Annotated in this window: 18 protein-coding genes; 11 read left to right on the top strand and 7 right to left on the bottom strand. The window is 41.4% G+C overall.

Going from position 1 to position 16,934, the window contains the following annotated elements; all coding sequences use genetic code 11:
• Positions 1 to 5: 5 nt before the first annotated feature.
• Positions 6 to 1,358 (bottom strand): amino-acid N-acetyltransferase, encoded by a 1,353-nt coding sequence (gene argA / locus BCU68_RS13105; RefSeq protein WP_102565195.1) that lies wholly within the window; start codon positions 1,356 to 1,358, stop codon positions 6 to 8.
• Positions 1,359 to 1,444: 86 nt separating this feature from the next.
• Between argA and BCU68_RS13100 the strand changes: the two genes are divergently transcribed.
• The 4 genes from BCU68_RS13100 (at position 1,445) to csdE (ending at position 4,409) form a co-directional block, all read left to right on the top strand.
• Positions 1,445 to 1,861, top strand: a complete 417-nt coding sequence (locus tag BCU68_RS13100) for a DUF2850 domain-containing protein (RefSeq protein WP_102565194.1) — start codon at positions 1,445 to 1,447, stop codon at positions 1,859 to 1,861.
• A 60-nt stretch (positions 1,862 to 1,921) separates the two neighbouring features.
• Positions 1,922 to 3,028, top strand: coding sequence for a murein transglycosylase A (gene mltA / locus BCU68_RS13095; protein ID WP_157935199.1), 1,107 nt, complete (start codon positions 1,922 to 1,924; stop codon positions 3,026 to 3,028).
• A 126-nt stretch (positions 3,029 to 3,154) separates the two neighbouring features.
• On the top strand, positions 3,155 to 3,961 hold the full coding sequence (gene tcdA, locus BCU68_RS13090; protein WP_102565324.1) for a tRNA cyclic N6-threonylcarbamoyladenosine(37) synthase TcdA: 807 nt from the start codon (positions 3,155 to 3,157) through the stop codon (positions 3,959 to 3,961).
• A gap of 19 nt (positions 3,962 to 3,980) precedes the next feature.
• The gene (csdE, locus tag BCU68_RS13085) at positions 3,981 to 4,409 is read left to right on the top strand and encodes a cysteine desulfurase sulfur acceptor subunit CsdE (RefSeq protein ID WP_102565192.1); all 429 of its coding nucleotides are present in this window, start codon (positions 3,981 to 3,983) and stop codon (positions 4,407 to 4,409) included.
• Between the two features lie 87 nt (positions 4,410 to 4,496).
• Here csdE and csdA read toward each other — a convergent pair whose 3' ends face one another.
• Entirely contained in the window at positions 4,497 to 5,717 is a 1,221-nt protein-coding gene (gene csdA / locus BCU68_RS13080; protein WP_102565191.1) for a cysteine desulfurase CsdA, read from the bottom strand.
• A 1-nt stretch (position 5,718) separates the two neighbouring features.
• Positions 5,719 to 6,600, bottom strand: coding sequence for a 2-dehydropantoate 2-reductase (panE, locus tag BCU68_RS13075; RefSeq protein ID WP_102565190.1), 882 nt, complete (start codon positions 6,598 to 6,600; stop codon positions 5,719 to 5,721).
• A gap of 267 nt (positions 6,601 to 6,867) precedes the next feature.
• Between panE and BCU68_RS13070 the strand changes: the two genes are divergently transcribed.
• Both BCU68_RS13070 and BCU68_RS13065 read left to right on the top strand, forming a co-directional pair.
• Positions 6,868 to 7,452: a sigma-70 family RNA polymerase sigma factor gene (locus tag BCU68_RS13070; RefSeq protein WP_102565189.1), complete on the top strand. Its 585-nt coding sequence runs from the start codon at positions 6,868 to 6,870 to the stop codon at positions 7,450 to 7,452.
• A complete protein-coding gene (locus tag BCU68_RS13065) occupies positions 7,449 to 8,141 on the top strand; it encodes a ChrR family anti-sigma-E factor (RefSeq protein WP_102565188.1) in 693 nt (230 codons plus the stop codon). Before BCU68_RS13070 ends, BCU68_RS13065 begins: the two co-directional genes overlap by 4 nt.
• Before the next feature lie 117 nt (positions 8,142 to 8,258).
• Here the strand turns inward: BCU68_RS13065 and BCU68_RS13060 are convergent, their stop codons facing one another.
• The 4 genes from BCU68_RS13060 to BCU68_RS13045 all read right to left on the bottom strand — a co-directional run bounded on the left by BCU68_RS13060 (position 8,259) and on the right by BCU68_RS13045 (position 12,021).
• A complete protein-coding gene (locus tag BCU68_RS13060) occupies positions 8,259 to 9,623 on the bottom strand; it encodes an MFS transporter (RefSeq protein ID WP_102565187.1) in 1,365 nt (454 codons plus the stop codon).
• Positions 9,624 to 9,687: 64 nt separating this feature from the next.
• Positions 9,688 to 10,233 carry a peptidylprolyl isomerase gene (locus BCU68_RS13055; protein WP_102565186.1) on the bottom strand — a complete coding sequence of 182 codons (546 nt, stop codon included), beginning with the start codon at positions 10,231 to 10,233 and terminating at the stop codon, positions 9,688 to 9,690.
• Positions 10,233 to 10,802 (bottom strand): YajG family lipoprotein, encoded by a 570-nt coding sequence (locus tag BCU68_RS13050; RefSeq protein ID WP_102565185.1) that lies wholly within the window; start codon positions 10,800 to 10,802, stop codon positions 10,233 to 10,235. The genes BCU68_RS13055 and BCU68_RS13050 overlap by 1 nt, the downstream gene beginning before the upstream one ends.
• A gap of 67 nt (positions 10,803 to 10,869) precedes the next feature.
• Positions 10,870 to 12,021 carry a methyltransferase gene (locus BCU68_RS13045; protein WP_102565184.1) on the bottom strand — a complete coding sequence of 384 codons (1,152 nt, stop codon included), beginning with the start codon at positions 12,019 to 12,021 and terminating at the stop codon, positions 10,870 to 10,872.
• A 220-nt stretch (positions 12,022 to 12,241) separates the two neighbouring features.
• Between BCU68_RS13045 and bolA the strand changes: the two genes are divergently transcribed.
• From bolA to BCU68_RS13025, 5 genes are all read left to right on the top strand, one after another.
• On the top strand, positions 12,242 to 12,550 hold the full coding sequence (gene bolA / locus BCU68_RS13040) for a transcriptional regulator BolA (protein ID WP_102565183.1): 309 nt from the start codon (positions 12,242 to 12,244) through the stop codon (positions 12,548 to 12,550).
• Between the two features lie 403 nt (positions 12,551 to 12,953).
• Positions 12,954 to 14,294, top strand: coding sequence for a Na(+)-translocating NADH-quinone reductase subunit A (locus BCU68_RS17060; protein ID WP_198591735.1), 1,341 nt, complete (start codon positions 12,954 to 12,956; stop codon positions 14,292 to 14,294).
• A 3-nt stretch (positions 14,295 to 14,297) separates the two neighbouring features.
• Positions 14,298 to 15,542, top strand: a complete 1,245-nt coding sequence (locus tag BCU68_RS17055) for an NADH:ubiquinone reductase (Na(+)-transporting) subunit B (RefSeq protein ID WP_198591734.1) — start codon at positions 14,298 to 14,300, stop codon at positions 15,540 to 15,542.
• Complete coding sequence (locus BCU68_RS13030) at positions 15,532 to 16,299, top strand: Na(+)-translocating NADH-quinone reductase subunit C (RefSeq protein WP_102565182.1); 768 nt, start codon at positions 15,532 to 15,534, stop codon at positions 16,297 to 16,299. The genes BCU68_RS17055 and BCU68_RS13030 overlap by 11 nt, the downstream gene beginning before the upstream one ends.
• A complete protein-coding gene (locus BCU68_RS13025; protein WP_102565181.1) occupies positions 16,299 to 16,928 on the top strand; it encodes an NADH:ubiquinone reductase (Na(+)-transporting) subunit D in 630 nt (209 codons plus the stop codon). The genes BCU68_RS13030 and BCU68_RS13025 overlap by 1 nt, the downstream gene beginning before the upstream one ends.
• Positions 16,929 to 16,934: the final 6 nt, after the last annotated feature.

Here is a 16,934-nt window from a genome sequence, read left to right as displayed (position 1 = left end):
TATCGTTATTTGCTAGAACTGATATTAAGAGCAAGAATTTTAGAATTGCGTTGGTAGTTATATAAGCCTTGTTTTGCCATTGGCAGCGCATCAACCGTGACTTCATAAAAACCCTGTTCACGAAACCAATGCAAGCTATGTGTTGTTAATACAAATATCCGTTTTATGCCCTGAGCCTTTGATTGCTTTTTCATGAACTTGAGCAACATTAATCCGCGGTTTCCATCTCGATAATCATTATGGATAGCCATACAAGCCATTTCAGCCATTCCATCATCTTGATAAGGGTATAAAGCCGCACAGCCAATGATGAGCCCATCTTTTTCTATGATAGTAAAACGGTGGATCTCTTGCTCAAGTTGCTCTCGTGAACGGCGAACTAAAATCCCTTCTTCTTCTAAAGGGTGAATTAAATCCAATAAACCACCAATATCATCAATGCGCGCTTCACGGACTTGCTCAGCACTCGCCATGACAATTTGTGTACCGATACCATCGACAGAGAATAGCTCTTGAATCAAAGCCCCATCATCTTTATAGCTGATCAGGTGACAACGCGGTACACCCGCTCGACAGGCTGATAACGCGGCTTTTAAGAAACGTAATGTGCCAGAGCTAAAATCTGGACTCTTATTGACGCTTTCCGCTTCGAGATCGCGCAAAATGGCTTCAGCATCTTGAGGAAATAGTTCAGCGATAGCATTACCCGTTTCACAAATGACCCCTTGCTGAGCACAAAACCCGATCAATTTATCAGCGTGCAGGCGAATAGAAACTTGAGTTGCGACTTCTTCGGAGAGCAAATTAAACGACTCGCCGGTAACCGAGCTGGCAATCGGACCAAGTAGCACGATTGAACCTTGGTCTAGTGTGCGGTTAATACCATCAATATCGATGCGACGAACGCGACCTGTATGGCAATAATCTATGCCATCATCGACCCCAAGTGGTTGAGCTATCACAAAATTGCCACTAACTACGTTTAATTGAGTGCCAGCCATGGGAGTATTATTTAAACTCATGGATAGACGGGCAGTAATGCTAAGTTGTAATTGCCCAGCTGCTTGCATGGCTAAGCCTAAAGCGTCTTCATCTGTGATGCGGATATTTTTGTGGTATGGTGTTTCTTTATTCTGTGTCGATAAAATATGATTGATTTGCGGTCTAGCACCATGAATGAGAACTATCTTCACACCTAAGCTGTGTAAAAGAGCGATATCACTGACAATGTTGCTGAAATTTTTATCAGCGACAGCTTCACCACCAAGCATGATAACGATGGTTTTTCCACGGTGAGCGTTGACGTAAGGTGTGGATTGGCGAAATCCTTTAACTAATGCAGTACTGCGTATTTTCACTTTAATGACATCCTTGTGTTTTATGCTTAAATATTGACTTTTTATTCTTTTTTGAGCAAGATTTTTTTTACTTTTACTGAGATATCATGGAACAGATAGAATCAGAGATTATTCCCAAGTCGCGTAAATCGCTCGAGCACCTATTATTATTTTTTGCATTGATTGGCTCTGTGGTTGTCATTGCTGTGTATGCGAATTTATATACGCGCTATACCAGTACCCATACTCCTAATAGTTTAATTTATGGCGTTTGGATTGAGCAAAAAGTAGCGAGTTATAATAAAGATGAATTACATATCAATGAGGAGGGGATATCACGCAGAGGGGCAACTATCACCACTCAATTTGATTTTGATGGTAAATCGATCCGCTACCGTGTGGGGGATCAAGATTACGTTTTAAAAGTAACGGGTACGGACTACTCAGAATTAACGTTAGAGTTAGGGTCTTATTATAATCCAACTTTTATGCGTAAAGATCATGTGAAAACTCCGCTTCGTTAAGGTATAGACATTGAGATTTTGGCATGAGAGTGCCATGATTCTTAGTAATCTATTTTAAGGATGACCTACGTGATAAAAAAACTCACTCCACTGCTTTCTATGGTAGTGCTATTTGGTTGTGTGCAGCCAACGGATCGTGCTCAGCAGTATTCGAACGATACATTTTCAACGATATTAAATGAAGTTGAAATGATAGACTCTCAAACCCCTCGTGATTACCAAAATTTTTCTGAGCAAGCGGCAGAAGTATTAAAGCGATCCCCTTCTATGGCTAAAATCTATCAATCGCTTTACCAGCAGTTAGAGGCTTGGGCGTTAACTAGTGGCGATCCGAGTGAATTGAGTGATTTTGGTATTCAATCTGCTCAATATGGCGGGGGAGATGGCAAAGGAAACGTATTATTTACTGGCTACTTTTCACCTGTAATCGAGTTGCGCCATGAGCCCGATGCCGAGTTTACTTTCCCTGTTTATGGCATGCCAAATTGCGATACACATTGTCCTACTCGTAGTGAAATTTATGCGGGAGCATTGGAAGGTGAAGGTCTAGAGCTAGGTTATGCCGCGAACTGGATCGACCCTTTTATCATGGAAGTTCAAGGCAGTGGTTTTGTTCATTTCGGTGACGATGATTCTTTAGAATATTTTGCGTATGCGGGAAAAAATAACCGACCTTATGTCAGTATTGGTCGCGTGTTGATAGAACGTGGTGAGGTGGCTCGTGAAGATATGTCACTCAAAGCGATTAAAGAATGGGTGATGGCGAATGAACCGAGTGTTGTGCGTGAGTTACTTGAGCAAAACCCATCCTACGTTTTCTTTGCTCCTAAAGATGCAGCGCCAGTAACTGGTTCGGCTGGCATTCCACTATTGCCAATGGCATCGGTGGCTGGAGATCGATCTCTTGCGCCAATGGGTACCCCGATTCTCGCGGAAGTACCATTACTTAATCCTGATGGTTCATGGAGTGGTGTTCACCAACTGCGTTTATTATTGGTACTCGATACTGGTGGTGCGGTTAAGCAAAATCATTTTGATCTATACCATGGTATGGGTTCAAGGGCTGGAACAGAGGCCGGTCACTATAAGCACTTTGGTCGCGTATGGAAGTTAGGTTTACAAGACTCTCCAACACAGGCTCCATGGTCAATACCAGAAAAGAAGTAATGCCATGAGACAAGCGGCTGAATTGATATAATCAAGTGCAGTAAAAGGCTTATATCTAGACTTTTCCATCAAGAGTGCGTATAAAACGCACTCTTCTTTTTTCTATTGAATTGTATGGGTTTTAGCATGCGAGAATTGACCGAACCAGCTTCAGAAAACTACGAACAACGCTTTGGCGGTACACGTCGTCTTTATGGGCGTAGTGAAGTTGAAATTTTACGAGCGGCACATGTGTGTGTGATCGGGATTGGTGGCGTTGGTTCATGGGCTGTTGAAGCGCTGGCTCGTACTGGTGTTGGTGAGTTAACCTTAATTGATATGGATGATGTTTGTGTCACCAATATTAATCGTCAGATCCATGCAATGTCAGGCACCGTTGGTCAAAGTAAAATTGAAGTCATGGCTGAGCGAGTGAAGCTGATTAATCCAGAATGTAAAATTAACTTGATCGATGATTTTATTGGACCAGATAATCAAGGCGAATATCTTACCAAAGAGTACGATTATGTGCTTGATGCGATTGATAGCGTTAAAGCTAAGGCTTCGTTATTAGCGTACTGTCGTAGCAATAAAATTAAAGTGATCACGATTGGTGGTGCTGGTGGGCAAACCGATCCAACACAGATTACCGTGGCTGATTTGACCAAGACGATTCAAGATCCATTGGCGAAAAAAATCAAAGATACATTGCGACGTCATCATAACTTTACGAAAAATCCAGCGCGTAAATTTGGTATCGATTGTGTTTTTTCAACGGAGCAACTGAAGTACCCACAAGCTGATGGTTCGGTATGCGGCGTGAAGGCGACGGCTGATGGTCCAAAGCGTATGGATTGTGCCAGTGGTTTTGGCGCAGCAACGGTGGTGACGGCGACTTTTGGCTTTGTTGCTGTATCGCGAATTGTTGAAAAACTGATTCAAAAATACCGATAGATTGACGGGAACTTCTCTTATGACACCTTTTTTAGCTTCACCATTTGGCTCCGATATTACGCCTGACAACATTGTCTCTATAATGAGTGGTTTTTCGGGGTGGGAAGACCGCTATCGTCAAGTTATTCAATGGGGTAAGCAACTGCCTAAAATGCCAGATGACTTAAAAAGTGATCAAGTGACGGTATCAGGTTGTGAAAGCTTAGTCTGGCTAGTGAGTGATAAAGTTGATGATCGTTGGTACTTTTTTATTGATTCAGATGCGCGCATTGTACGAGGCTTGATAGCGTTAGTATTAGCTGCGTTTGATGGTAAAACGGCACAGCAAATCCAGTCATTTGATATTGATCAGTATTTTGCAAGCATTGGTCTTATTGATCATTTAAGTGCTTCGCGTGGTAATGGCTTAAAAGCGATTGTTGAACAAATACAAACCATCACTCAGTAGCTTTTACTGTCAAATTTTCAACTTAGCGACTTAATCACTTAGTTATTTAACTAAGTGATTAAGTAGGCGTGATTCAGCACGGTTTCCCTACAGTATATCCACCGCTTTTTTAATCGCACTGATCAACATATTCACTTCTTCAACCGTGTTATAAAGCGCAAATGACACACGTACTGTCCCTTTTACTCCTAATGCATCCATCAACGGGTGTGCACAGTGATGTCCAGCACGAACGGCAATGGCTTGCTGGTCGAGTAGCGTTGCAATATCTTGGTGGTGAACCTCATCAATAACAAAAGTAATCACGCTCGCCTTAGCTTGGTAACCAAGGATGCGAATATCCTCAATCGCTGATAACGCTTGATACGCTGACTGTTGTAAGTGATGTATATGTTGTTCAACTTGCTGCTTTGGGTACTGCTCAAGCCAAGTGATCGCAGTCGCTAAGGCGATCGCACCAGCGACATTAGGGGTTCCAGCTTCAAATTTCCCTGGCAATTCAGAGTAAGTCGTACCAGAGAAAGAGACATTTTTAACCATCTTGCCTCCGCCATGCCACGGGGGCATCGCTTCTAGCAGTGCTAACTTACCATATAGCACTCCAATGCCTGCTGGGGCATAAAGCTTATGACCTGAGAAAACATAAAAATCAGCACCTAATTCACAAACATCCACCGTCTCATGCACGATACCCTGCGCACCATCAACCACTACAATGGCATCAACAGCATGTGATAGTTTAATAATATCTTCGATCGGCTGTCGAGTTCCAGTGACATTGGTAATATGGGCAATAGCGACAATTTTTGTTTTTTCTGACAACAGCGCTTTAAAGGCATCATTATCAAATTGGCAGGTTGCCGTCATCGGAATTTTTACAACCTTAGCGCCTGTTTGCTCTGCGACTATTTGCCATGGAACAATATTGGCGTGGTGCTCCATTTCACTAACTAATATCTCATCACCAGGCTGTAAGTGACTGCGCGCATAGGTTTGAGCAATTAAATTGAGAGCTTCAGTCGCTCCACGAGTCCAGATAATCTCTTTCGGCGAATTCGCACCAATAAATTCTGCTACTGTTGTTCGAGCAGCTTCAAATTGATTGGTTGCACGAGCAGTCAGGCTGTGACTGCCGCGATGAACATTGGCATTTTGAGTTGAATAATACTGACTGATGGCATCGATAACGGCTTGTGGCTTTTGACTTGTCGCTGCACTGTCTAAGTAGATTAAAGGTTCATCATTAATGCTTTGTTGTAAAGCAGGAAATTGAGCTCGAATAGCATCAATATTAAAGTTATCAAGCATGCTATGACCTTGGTTCTTTTTGTTTAATCAAAGAAAATAAATGTGCATTTTCAGGTGTTTGAATATTATGCTGTATGGCTTTTTTGAGTAGGTAGCCAGTAATAAAATCAATTTCAGTTTGACGTTGATGGTGGACATCTTGTTGCATCGATGAGTAATTTTTTGTTGTCGCTGCAATAACGCTATCAATGGTCTCTTTTAGTTGAGAGGCGGTACAATTTATCCCTTCAGCCTGCATCACCTGTGCCACTTCTTCTGTAATACTTTGTAGCTGCTTCTGATATTGCTCTTGTGCAAGATGACCATTATTACATTGTAGTAAAGCCGTTAATGGGTTGATAGCACAGTTAATCGCTAACTTTTGCCACAGGGCAGTCTCAATGCTGTTATTCCACTTCGTTGTCGCTAAAGCATGGTTAAACACATCTTGTAGAAATTGGCACTGCGATCCAGCGAGATTAGCGCCACCTAATTGTGTTTGTCCGTGACCAGTATGCAAAACTTGATTCGCTGATGGCTTAAAAGCGGCTTGAGTTGTCGTGGCTAAGACCAGTGGGTGGTGATTTATCTGCGCTTTTATGTCATCAATCGCCCCCATACCGTTGTGCATTAAAACAAGAATACAATCTGGGTGTAGGTGAGGCAGTAACGGGGTGAGTGCTTGTTCTACTTGCCAGGCTTTAACGGTGACAAGCAATAGATCGCAATGAGCAAGTTGGTTAACGTCATTGCTAGCAAACTGGATGCTTGGCTGTTGATCATATTGCAATGAGGTAGTGGTTTGGTTATGACGCGTCCAGGCATGAACATTATGCCCAGCCTGATTTAAATGATATGCCCATAATGAGCCAATGGCACCAAGACCAAGAACCGTAATATTCACATTGCAACCTAATAAAAAATGATGGGCAGAAGGATACCGCTAGCAAAATGGAAAGCAATAAAAAAAACATCCGATGATGATCTTTCATAATGATAGTGCGTATATGGGTAGAGTAGATTGGCTTTCGGTGCGCTTTTTTAAGCTGAATATTTCTGTTATTGACTTTTTCTTCACATATTACTTCTCGCAGTCGGTTTGTTTTACTTAAACATCAAATGTTTGACTAAGCTTAAAACTAAGTCGTGATAGTGAATAAAAGGCGCAGCAATGACATCTGATAGTTCGCAGACCTTTAGTAAGCAAGAGTGGTCTGATTGCATGGAAAAAGTAAAACAGAAAGATAAGCGAGCATTTGCATTGATCTTTCATTACTTTTCGCCACGTTTAAAGCCTTTTACGTTTAAGTATATGGGCAATGAGCAAGTTGCATTAGAGATGGTACAAGAGACATTAGCGATAGTGTGGCAAAAAGCGCCGCTCTTCGATGGCAGTAAAAGTGCATTGTCGACATGGATTTATACCATAGCACGAAATCTATGTTTTGATACTTTGCGTAAGCAGCGTGGTCAAGAGTTGCACCTCCATGCTGAAGATATTTGGCCAGAGGGTAATTATCCAGCGGAATTTGTGGAATCAGATAATGCCGAGAATGACCTGCTAAAAGCGCAAGTGTTAAGTTATTTAGATGCATTGCCAGAAAAGCAAAAGCTGGTTGTGAAAGCAATATATGTTGATGATTTACCTCAGCATCAAGTAGCGGAGATCTATAGCATTCCACTTGGAACGGTTAAATCTCGCTTGCGGCTAGGTGTCGAAAAGTTAAAAGATTTAATTAATATGGAGCAGAGATAATGCATCATCCACAACACGATTTATTAATTAATTATGCCAATGGGGAGATCGAAGCGGTTGATGGTATTGCTATTGCGGTGCATATCAATGCTTGTTCTCATTGTCACGCCATAGTGACAGAGCATGAAATTCATCAAGCCGAGTTGTTAGAGCAAGCCACGGTTGAGGATAGTACGCTTTTTGCCCAGAACAATATGATGGATGAAAGTGCTTTAGATCATATTCTAGAGCTTGAAATGAAAACGCTAGATGAGCTTAAAGTTGAAAAAACGGCTTCAGAGGCTTTTGTTTATGTAAATGATAAACAGTTTGCATTGCCCAAACCATTACATTCAATCGCACATTTGATTGGGAGTTGGACAAGTTACGGTGGCAAAGTCTTTAGTGCTGAAGTGGCGCTAGGGGAGGATCAGCGCGTTAACTTATTATATATGAATGAAGGTGTTAAAGTCCCTCAGCATACGCATAAAGGGCTTGAGTCGACGTTAGTTTTGCATGGCCGCTTTAGTGATGACTTTGCTCAATATGAGGTAGGCGATTTTATCCAAACTGATGGCTCAATTAAGCACTCACCGTACACCAAAGAAGGAGAAGACTGCCTTTGTTTGACCATATTGACTCAACCTATGATGTTTACTCAAGGTGTTGCTCGAGTATTTAACTTGTTTGGTCGCGGTATGTATCCGTAACAGGCATCCATGCTTCTGTCATGTAAGATGTTCAGTTATATAGAGCGAATTGAAGCGACTTAAAGCGTATTTAAACTGTATATAAGTCGCAGGCATCCGCTATTTTCACGGAGATGTTTACTTATCTTCCTGAGCGCTTTTACGAGCTTTATCTAAAATAGCATTAAAATAATGGCGCAATGAATACAGCATAAGTAGGCTAGGAATAACCATTAGTGCGGTAATTAAGAAAAACTGCGACCAGTTATCTAAGTAGTCAACGAGTTCGCCACTAAATGATGCTAGCGTAGTTCGACCAAGATTACCGAGTGAAGCTAATAATGCATATTGTGTAGCAGAAAAAGCTTGCCCAGTTAATATGGTTAAGAAAGAAACAAAGGCGACGGTTGAAAATGCGGTAGTAAAGTTATCAACAATAATAGTGGCTAAAAATAGGTGCTCGTTAGGGCCAACTTTAGCGATCCAAGCAAACATAATGTTACTTGCCGACATTGCAATTCCGCCGATCATCAAGCCTTTCACAATACCAAATCGAACATTAAAGGCACTGCCGACTAATGTGAATAGGACCGTTGCACTCCAGCCAATAAGCTTTGAATAATAACCAATTTGTTCATTACTAAATCCGACATCTTTGTAGAAAGGAATCGACATTCGACCTAAGAATGCTTCACCAATTTTGAACAAAAAGACGAACAATAGCAGGGTAATGGCAACTTGAACGCCATTGCGCTTAAAAAAGTCATAAAAAGGTTCAAGTACTGTCACACTGATCCAAGCCATGACTTTTGAGCCGACGACCTTACCGTGGCGCGCTTCAGCTTCTGCTTGCAACTGCTCGCGGTGCGTTTGAGGTTCACCAACGAGTAGAGTAAAAAACATGAGAATGACCATAATGATAGCCATGCCATAATAAACACCATTCCAGCCAATTGAATCTGCATTTACAAAGGCTAGATAGCCAGGTAATGAATATCCTGTCCACCAACCAATCACAGCCATTGCGGAGGCTTGTGGGAGCTTATGCGCTTCCGACTTTGGAAATGTATCGATACGGAATGCATCGATGGCAATATCATGCGTAGCGGCTGAAATAGCAATACCAAGCGCTAATAGCGAGGTTAACATCAAATCATTAGCAGGATTTGTACCAGCGATCAGTAATGTACAAACCAGGATCATCGCCTGACAAAGCAATATCCAACTACGGCGTTGACCAAGCGAAGCATGCAGTAAGGGAAGTTTTACGCGATCAATCAGTGGAGCCCAGAGAAAGTTGATGGCAAAAACAACAAATACCGAACCAAAATAACCAATGGCAGCCCGAGTTAACCCAGCATCGGATAACCAGCCTGACATGTTAGAACCAATTAAAACCCATGGAAAACCACTAGAGCAGCCAAGCATAAACACCCAAAGTAGACGTTTATCAGCATAGCTACGAAATGTTTCTAGCCAAGTTAATGGGGCCTGTGAAGACATAACCAGTCCTTGTGTTACTCAATAGGAAATCCTCCTATCACAACAATAGGAGGAGGTAGAAAGATTACTTAATTAGTGTCACTTTAGTAATAATAATGGGTTCAACAGGCACATCAGCCATGCCATTTTTTCTACCTGTTGGTTTAGTCGCCATACTTTGAACCACTTCAAACCCTTGCGTGACTTTACCAAACACAGCGTAACCAGGTGGGCGCTGATCAGCATCTAAGAAGTTATTATTATTAAAGTTAATAAAGAATTGATTGGTTGCTGAGTCAGGGTTATTTGTACGAGCCATAGCAACAGTAGCTTGATTGTTTTTTAAGCCGTTGTACGCTTCATTTTTAATGGGAGCGTAAGTTTTTAAGCGGTTAAGATCCGCATCAAATCCGCCACCCTGTGCCATGAAATTTGGGATGACACGGTGAAATTGACTACCAACATACGTGCCATCTTCAACGTATTTTAAGAAGTTAGCGACAGTAATCGGAGCCTGCTCTTGATTCAGTTCAATAGTAAATGAACCGAGTGTTGTTTCAACATTCACACTTGGTGCAGCCCAAGTTGTAACACTAAAAAATAAGCTAAATAAAACGAATAGGCGAGACATTAAAAGCGTTCCTTCATGTAGTTTTGTAATTCAGTATCGTTAGCAATTTCAGCTAACACAAGAGTGAGTACATCGTTCAATACTAGCTGTATATCATCATTTGAAGCACTCATCATACCGGTACGCTTGGCAACACCATGGTATGTTTTTGTCAACTTGCCTTGAGGATTTTCAGCGGTGATCTCTAGAGTTACTTTACCATCGATTTCATTTTCCATAACGCTATGCTGCACATTGACGAGTGCCTCTTGGATTTCAAGATTAATACTATTGTTGCTGTCTAATGTGATATTAAAACCTTGAGAGTTAAACTGTTTTGTCAGGATGCTTTCAAGTGCAATGCGCATGTTTTCTTTGGCGTGAATAGGCTGGATATTTTCGCGACCATTATCAAGCAGAGCAACATATTGTGCAGCGCGAATATCCTTACTGGTTAAAGTAAAGTTAGTGCCTCGAACAATATCACTTTGGCTTAATGTTGCTTGTGGCATTAAACTAATTTGTTCTTTTTGAGGCGCAGCACAAGCACTTAGTAAAGCAATAGAAACCGCTATAACCAGTTTTTTCATTGTTTATTTCCTTTAAATCAAATTGAAAATGAGAGCCATTAATTGACTCTCAAGGTCGATGGTGATGTTACTTATTAAAATTTGCTGGTTCACGAGTCGCTTGAAGAATTTCAAACTTTTGATTTAGCTCTAATGTTTCTACATTGGCTTCACCAAATAAACGCGCTAATTTTATATCGTAACCTAAGTGACGGTTACCAATAACAATAAGTTTACCGCCATTGCTCAGTGCATGCTTAGCATCACAAAACATCTGCCAAGCGATATGGTCAGTAATCGCTTGCTGTTGATGAAATGGTGGGTTACATAAAATTAAGTAAGCGCTATTTTTTTTAAATCCATCCAGACAGTTGTTGGCAATAAATTGCACGTTACGCTCAGAGCCTAAATTATCTAAAACGTTCTGCTTTGCTGACTCTAGTGCCATAAAGCTTTCATCGACACAGGTAATACGCGCTTGAGGGTTAAGTTGACCCGCTTTTACGGATAACACACCATTACCACAACCTAAATCAATAATATGACGTAGCTCAGGGTCTTGTGGGATGTGCTCTAGTAAATAACGAGCGCCTTGATCTAACCCTTCACCAGAGTAAACGTTAGGCAGGTTTTTTAGGTGGATATTTTCACCATCAACATCCCATTCAGTGACTGGCTCTACATCGTGAATAGGTTGGCAATTAGGACTAGAAAAAACCAAACGGTGCTTTTTATAAGCCAGTGATGTTGTTGTCGTACCAAGGTATTTTTCAAACAGGTTTAGGGTTGAAGTATGGATGTCTTTAACCTTATTTACCCCAATAATACGGCAGTTTTCTGGTAGAGATTTACGTAACTGACTTAATTGCCATACTAGGTGGCGATTACTCTTAGGTAATTGAAATAAAACCAAATCAATACCATGAGGAATCGCATCCATCGTGTTTAAAAACGTAACGCGATTTGACTGATTACGTTGTAGGTTTTTCAAAGCACCACGATGAGAAATAAATGAGTCACTCATCATGGTTACATCGTGCTTCTCTGACATCCAACATGATAGTGCACCAAAGTTATCATTGAGGATTAAAATATGTTTTCCATCCTCAAGTCCTAACTCTTCTACATGGTTAATTAGGTACTCATCACCTGCGTCCCATGCTTGTAATAACTCATTTGAGCGTTTAGGGAAGCGGTGTAAAGAGAGGGTTCGATCATGGAGTGTCAGTTCAGTCTTCATAGTTTCAGCACTTTATAAATAAATAACGTTAAGTATTGTCGCAAAAGACACGAAAACAAGATACTAAAACCTGTTGCTTGGCTTAAATTGCAAAAGAAACAAATAGTATGATCATGAAGGGTGATGCAGATAACAGTGTCACGAGCAGAGTTAGGGGTACTATGAGAATATAGTTTACTCTATTTAGATAACTCTTAAGAAGACAAAACAAGGATAACAAATGCTCCAGACGACGATTGAAGACAAGCTCAATAAAGCATTTTCTCCAACGTATTTGAACGTTATCAATGAAAGCTATATGCACAATGTACCTGAAGGGTCTGAAAGTCACTTTAAGGTTGTGATTGTCAGTGATAGCTTTGAAGCGACACGTTTAATCGCTCGTCATCGCCAAGTGAATTTGGCGCTAGCGCACGAATTGAAGAACCATATCCATGCACTTTCTATTCATGTCTATACTTGTTTAGAGTGGCAGGATAAGCAAAATACGGTAGCTGACAGTCCGCCTTGTATGGGGGGAGGGCAGTAGCAGAACGGTTAAGGTGCACCTTGACTCTCTGCAACAGAGTGCTAACAATTAGCAGATGTGAACTGAAATTTTAAAGTTATTTAAATATATTAACAGGAAAAATACTCCTAAAGTTGTATTGACGTTCCGCTCAGTTATTTAACATATGACTTTTTTGTTATTTATCCTATATATACCAGTTATTTAAGGGTTTAATTGCAATTCAAGAGGTACATCGTGGCATACTTTTCTAAAAAAGTGTTAAACTACACTCTTGATAAATTGCATTGAGGCGATGCGATTCGCTCGTTAAAAATATGTTGCGTTTCAGTGCTTCTTTATGGCTGAAATCAAACACCTATCGGTGTTTGTATTTTGTGCAATTTAAACGATTCTTTTTCCTGATAAAGTAGTGCAAGTGCGTATGATTACAATAAAGAAGGGTTTGGACCTTCCTATCGCAGGAACTCCTACCCAGGTGATTAATGATGGTAAGTCCATCACTAAAGTCGCCTTGCTTGGCGAAGAGTACGTTGGTATGCGTCCTACGATGTATACTCGCGTTGGTGATGAAGTGAAGAAAGGTCAAGTTCTTTTTGAAGACAAAAAGAATGTTGGCGTTAAATTTACTTCACCGGCAAGTGGTAAAGTTATCGAAGTTAACCGTGGTGCTAAGCGTGTGCTTCAATCTGTTGTGATTGAAGTATCAGGTAATGAGCAAATCACATTCGATAGCTTTGAAGCTGAACAATTAGCGAGTTTGAGCCGCGATGTGGTCAAAACTCAGTTGGTTGAATCAGGTTCATGGACCGCTTTGCGTACTCGTCCGTTTAGCAAGGTTCCAGCGATTGAGTCTTCAACTCAGGCAATCTTTGTAACTGCAATGGATACCAATCCATTAGCGGCTGATCCTGATGTGATTATTAATGAACAAGCTAAAGCGTTTGTAGCGGGCTTAGATTTACTTTCTGTTTTAACAGAAGGAAAAGTCTTTGTTTGTAAAAAAGGAACGAGTTTACCTCGCTCTAAGCAAGCAAATGTAGAAGAGCATGTTTTCAACGGTCCACACCCCGCCGGTCTTGCTGGTACACATATGCATCACTTGTATCCAGTGGCTGCAGACAGTGTTGCGTGGAGCATTAATTATCAAGATGTGATTGCTTTTGGTCAGCTGTTCCTTACTGGTGAAATTAATACCGATCGTGTTATTTCTCTTGCGGGTCCTGTTGTCAATAACCCTCGTTTGGTGCGAACTCAACTGGGTGCAAGTCTTGATGAATTAACTAACGCTGAGTTGATGCCAGGCGAAGTTCGTGTCATTTCTGGTTCCGTATTGTTAGGTACTCACGCTACAGGTCCACACGCTTACCTTGGTCGCTATCATCAGCAAGTTTCTGTTCTACGTGAAGGGCGAGAAAAAGAGCTGTTTGGTTGGGCTATGCCAGGTAAGAATAAGTTCTCTGTTACACGTACATTCCTTGGTCATTTATTTAAAGGTCAAATCTTTAATATGACAACAACACTGAATGGTAGTGATCGTGCCATGGTTCCAATTGGTAATTATGAAAAAGTAATGCCACTTGATATGGAACCGACGCTACTTCTTCGTGATTTATGTGCAGGCGATACTGATAACGCTCAGCGTTTAGGAGCACTTGAACTTGATGAAGAAGATTTAGCATTGTGCACCTATGTATGTCCAGGTAAGTACGAATATGGCGAATTACTTCGTGACTGCCTAGATAAAATAGAGAAGGAAGGGTAATCCATGGGCCTTAAAAGTTTTATTGAGGGCATTGAGCATCATTTTGAACCAGGTGGCAAACATGAAAGATGGTTTGCATTGTATGAAGCAACAGCAACACTTTTATACACGCCAGGTACAGTGACGAAAGGTGGCTCACATGTTCGTGATAGTGTTGATTTAAAACGTATCATGATTATGGTTTGGCTAGCGGTATTCCCAGCAATGTTTTGGGGTATGTATAACGCTGGTGGACAAGCAATCACAGCACTTAATCACCTCTACTCTGGTGCTGAACTTGCTAATGTCGTTGCTGGGAATTGGCATTATTGGCTAACTGAAATGCTTGGTGGGACCATGTCCCCTGAAGCCGGTTGGGCAAGTAAAATGCTGCTTGGTGCGACGTATTTCTTACCTATCTACGCGACAGTCTTTATTGTCGGTGGTTTCTGGGAAGTACTGTTCTGTATGGTGCGAAAACATGAAGTGAATGAAGGTTTCTTTGTTACTTCTATTCTTTTCGCATTGATTGTTCCACCAACGCTTCCATTATGGCAAGCCGCTTTAGGTATTACCTTCGGTGTTGTTGTTGCTAAAGAGATCTTTGGTGGTACGGGTCGTAACTTCTTAAACCCAGCACTTGCCGGTCGCGCATTCCTATTCTTTGCATACCCTGCACAGATTTCTGGTGATGTGGTTTGGACTGCGGTTGATGGATTTTCTGGTGCAACGGCGTTAAGCCAGTGGAGCCAAGGTGGCTTAGGTCAACTTACTCATGTTGTGACAGGTGAAGCCATCACTTGGATGGATGCCTTTATTGGTAATATTCCAGGTTCAATTGGTGAAGTATCAACGCTTGCTCTTATGATTGGTGCAGCAATGATCGTCTACATGGGCGTTGCTTCATGGCGTATCATTTCTGGTGTGATGATCGGTATGATTGCCGTTTCTACCCTGTTCAATCTTATCGGTTCAGATACGAATGCAATGTTTAGCATGCCTTGGCACTGGCACCTTGTTCTTGGTGGTTTTGCATTTGGTATGTTCTTTATGGCGACTGATCCAGTGTCAGCATCATTTACGGATAAAGGTAAGTGGGCTTACGGCATCTTAATCGGTGCAATGTGTATCTTAATTCGTGTTGTGAACCCAGCATATCCAGAAGGTATGATGCTTGCGATTTTATTCGCAAACCTATTTGCACCTCTGTTCGACCACGTTGTGGTAGAGAAGAACATCAAACGGAGACTAGCGCGCTATGGCAAGTAATAACGATAGCATTAAAAAAACGCTGTTTGTTGTTATCGCATTGAGCTTAGTGTGCTCAATCATAGTATCAACAGCGGCTGTAGGCTTGCGTGATAAGCAAAAAGCAAACGCAGTTCTAGATAAGCAAAGTAAGATTGTTGAAGTCGCAGGTATTGAAGCAGAAGGTAAAATACCTGAAATTTTTGCTCAATATATTGAACCTCGCTTAGTGGATTTTTCAACGGGTGAATTTGTCGATGGTGATGCGGCGACGTACGATCAACGTCAAGCAGCGAAAGATCCAAAAACATCAATCAGACTGACATCTGAACAAGACAAAGCTAAGATCATACGCCGTGCTAACACAGGTGTTGTATACCTAGTTAAAGATGGCAATGACACATCAAAAGTGATCATTCCTGTGCATGGTACGGGTCTTTGGTCAATGATGTATGCTTTTGTGGCAGTTGAAACCGATGGTAATACTGTGTCGGGCATTACTTACTACGAGCAAGGTGAAACACCAGGGCTTGGTGGTGAAATTGAAAACCCTAACTGGCGTGGTCAATTTGTTGGTAAGAAACTGTTCGATGAAAGCCATAAGCCAGCCATTAAAATTGTTAAAGGCGGCGCTCCACAAGGTTCAGAGCATGGTGTTGATGGTCTTTCTGGTGCAACTTTGACTGCTAATGGTGTTCAAGGCACTTTTGACTTTTGGCTAGGTGATATGGGCTTTGGTCCTTTCCTTGCTAAAGTGCGTGATGGAGAATTGAACTAATGGACGCAAAAGAAGTGAAAAAGAGTGTTTTAGCGCCTGTATTGGACAATAACCCAATCGCGCTACAAGTTCTTGGTGTGTGTTCTGCTCTTGCGGTTACAACAAAGCTCGAAACAGCTTTTGTTATGACGCTTGCGGTTATTTTTGTAACCGCATTGTCTAACTTTTTTGTTTCAGTTATTCGTAACCACATTCCAAACAGTGTACGTATTATTGTTCAAATGGCGATCATTGCTTCACTGGTTATCGTTGTTGACCAAGTACTAAAAGCGTACCTTTACGATATTTCTAAACAGCTTTCTGTTTTTGTTGGTTTGATAATCACTAACTGTATCGTTATGGGTCGTGCAGAAGCTTTCGCAATGAAATCATCGCCTATTCCATCGCTGATTGATGGTATTGGTAATGGTCTTGGCTATGGCTTCGTATTGATCACTGTTGGTTTTTTCCGTGAACTTTTTGGTTCTGGCAAACTATTCGGTATGGAGGTTTTCCCTCTAGTGAGCGATGGTGGTTGGTATCAGCCTAACGGTATGATGTTACTTGCACCTTCAGCGTTCTTCCTAATCGGTTTTATGATTTGGGTGATTCGTGTGTTCAAGCCTGAACAAGTAGAAGCGAAGGAGTAGAGTCGT

The organism is Vibrio sp. 10N.286.49.B3 (assembly GCF_002873395.1).
Classification (GTDB): Bacteria; Pseudomonadota; Gammaproteobacteria; order Enterobacterales; family Vibrionaceae; genus Vibrio.
The sequence above is the reverse complement of the archived record's forward strand: the minus strand, read 5'-3'. Positions and strand labels throughout refer to the sequence as shown.

Excerpts from the sequence above, each read along its gene's own strand:
- BCU68_RS13100 (WP_102565194.1), top strand. The coding sequence starts at position 1,445 with ATGGAACAGATAGAATCAGAGATTATTCCCAAGTCGCGTAAATCGCTC.
- mltA (WP_157935199.1), top strand. The coding sequence starts at position 1,922 with ATGACCTACGTGATAAAAAAACTCACTCCACTGCTTTCTATGGTAGTG.
- tcdA (WP_102565324.1), top strand. The coding sequence starts at position 3,155 with ATGCGAGAATTGACCGAACCAGCTTCAGAAAACTACGAACAACGCTTT.
- csdE (WP_102565192.1), top strand. The coding sequence starts at position 3,981 with ATGACACCTTTTTTAGCTTCACCATTTGGCTCCGATATTACGCCTGAC.
- csdA (WP_102565191.1), bottom strand. The coding sequence starts at position 5,717 with ATGCTTGATAACTTTAATATTGATGCTATTCGAGCTCAATTTCCTGCT.
- BCU68_RS13070 (WP_102565189.1), top strand. The coding sequence starts at position 6,868 with ATGACATCTGATAGTTCGCAGACCTTTAGTAAGCAAGAGTGGTCTGAT.
- BCU68_RS13060 (WP_102565187.1), bottom strand. The coding sequence starts at position 9,623 with ATGTCTTCACAGGCCCCATTAACTTGGCTAGAAACATTTCGTAGCTAT.
- BCU68_RS13055 (WP_102565186.1), bottom strand. The coding sequence starts at position 10,233 with ATGTCTCGCCTATTCGTTTTATTTAGCTTATTTTTTAGTGTTACAACT.
- BCU68_RS13050 (WP_102565185.1), bottom strand. The coding sequence starts at position 10,802 with ATGAAAAAACTGGTTATAGCGGTTTCTATTGCTTTACTAAGTGCTTGT.
- BCU68_RS13045 (WP_102565184.1), bottom strand. The coding sequence starts at position 12,021 with ATGAAGACTGAACTGACACTCCATGATCGAACCCTCTCTTTACACCGC.
- bolA (WP_102565183.1), top strand. The coding sequence starts at position 12,242 with ATGCTCCAGACGACGATTGAAGACAAGCTCAATAAAGCATTTTCTCCA.
- BCU68_RS17060 (WP_198591735.1), top strand. The coding sequence starts at position 12,954 with ATGATTACAATAAAGAAGGGTTTGGACCTTCCTATCGCAGGAACTCCT.
- BCU68_RS17055 (WP_198591734.1), top strand. The coding sequence starts at position 14,298 with ATGGGCCTTAAAAGTTTTATTGAGGGCATTGAGCATCATTTTGAACCA.
- BCU68_RS13030 (WP_102565182.1), top strand. The coding sequence starts at position 15,532 with ATGGCAAGTAATAACGATAGCATTAAAAAAACGCTGTTTGTTGTTATC.
- BCU68_RS13025 (WP_102565181.1), top strand. The coding sequence starts at position 16,299 with ATGGACGCAAAAGAAGTGAAAAAGAGTGTTTTAGCGCCTGTATTGGAC.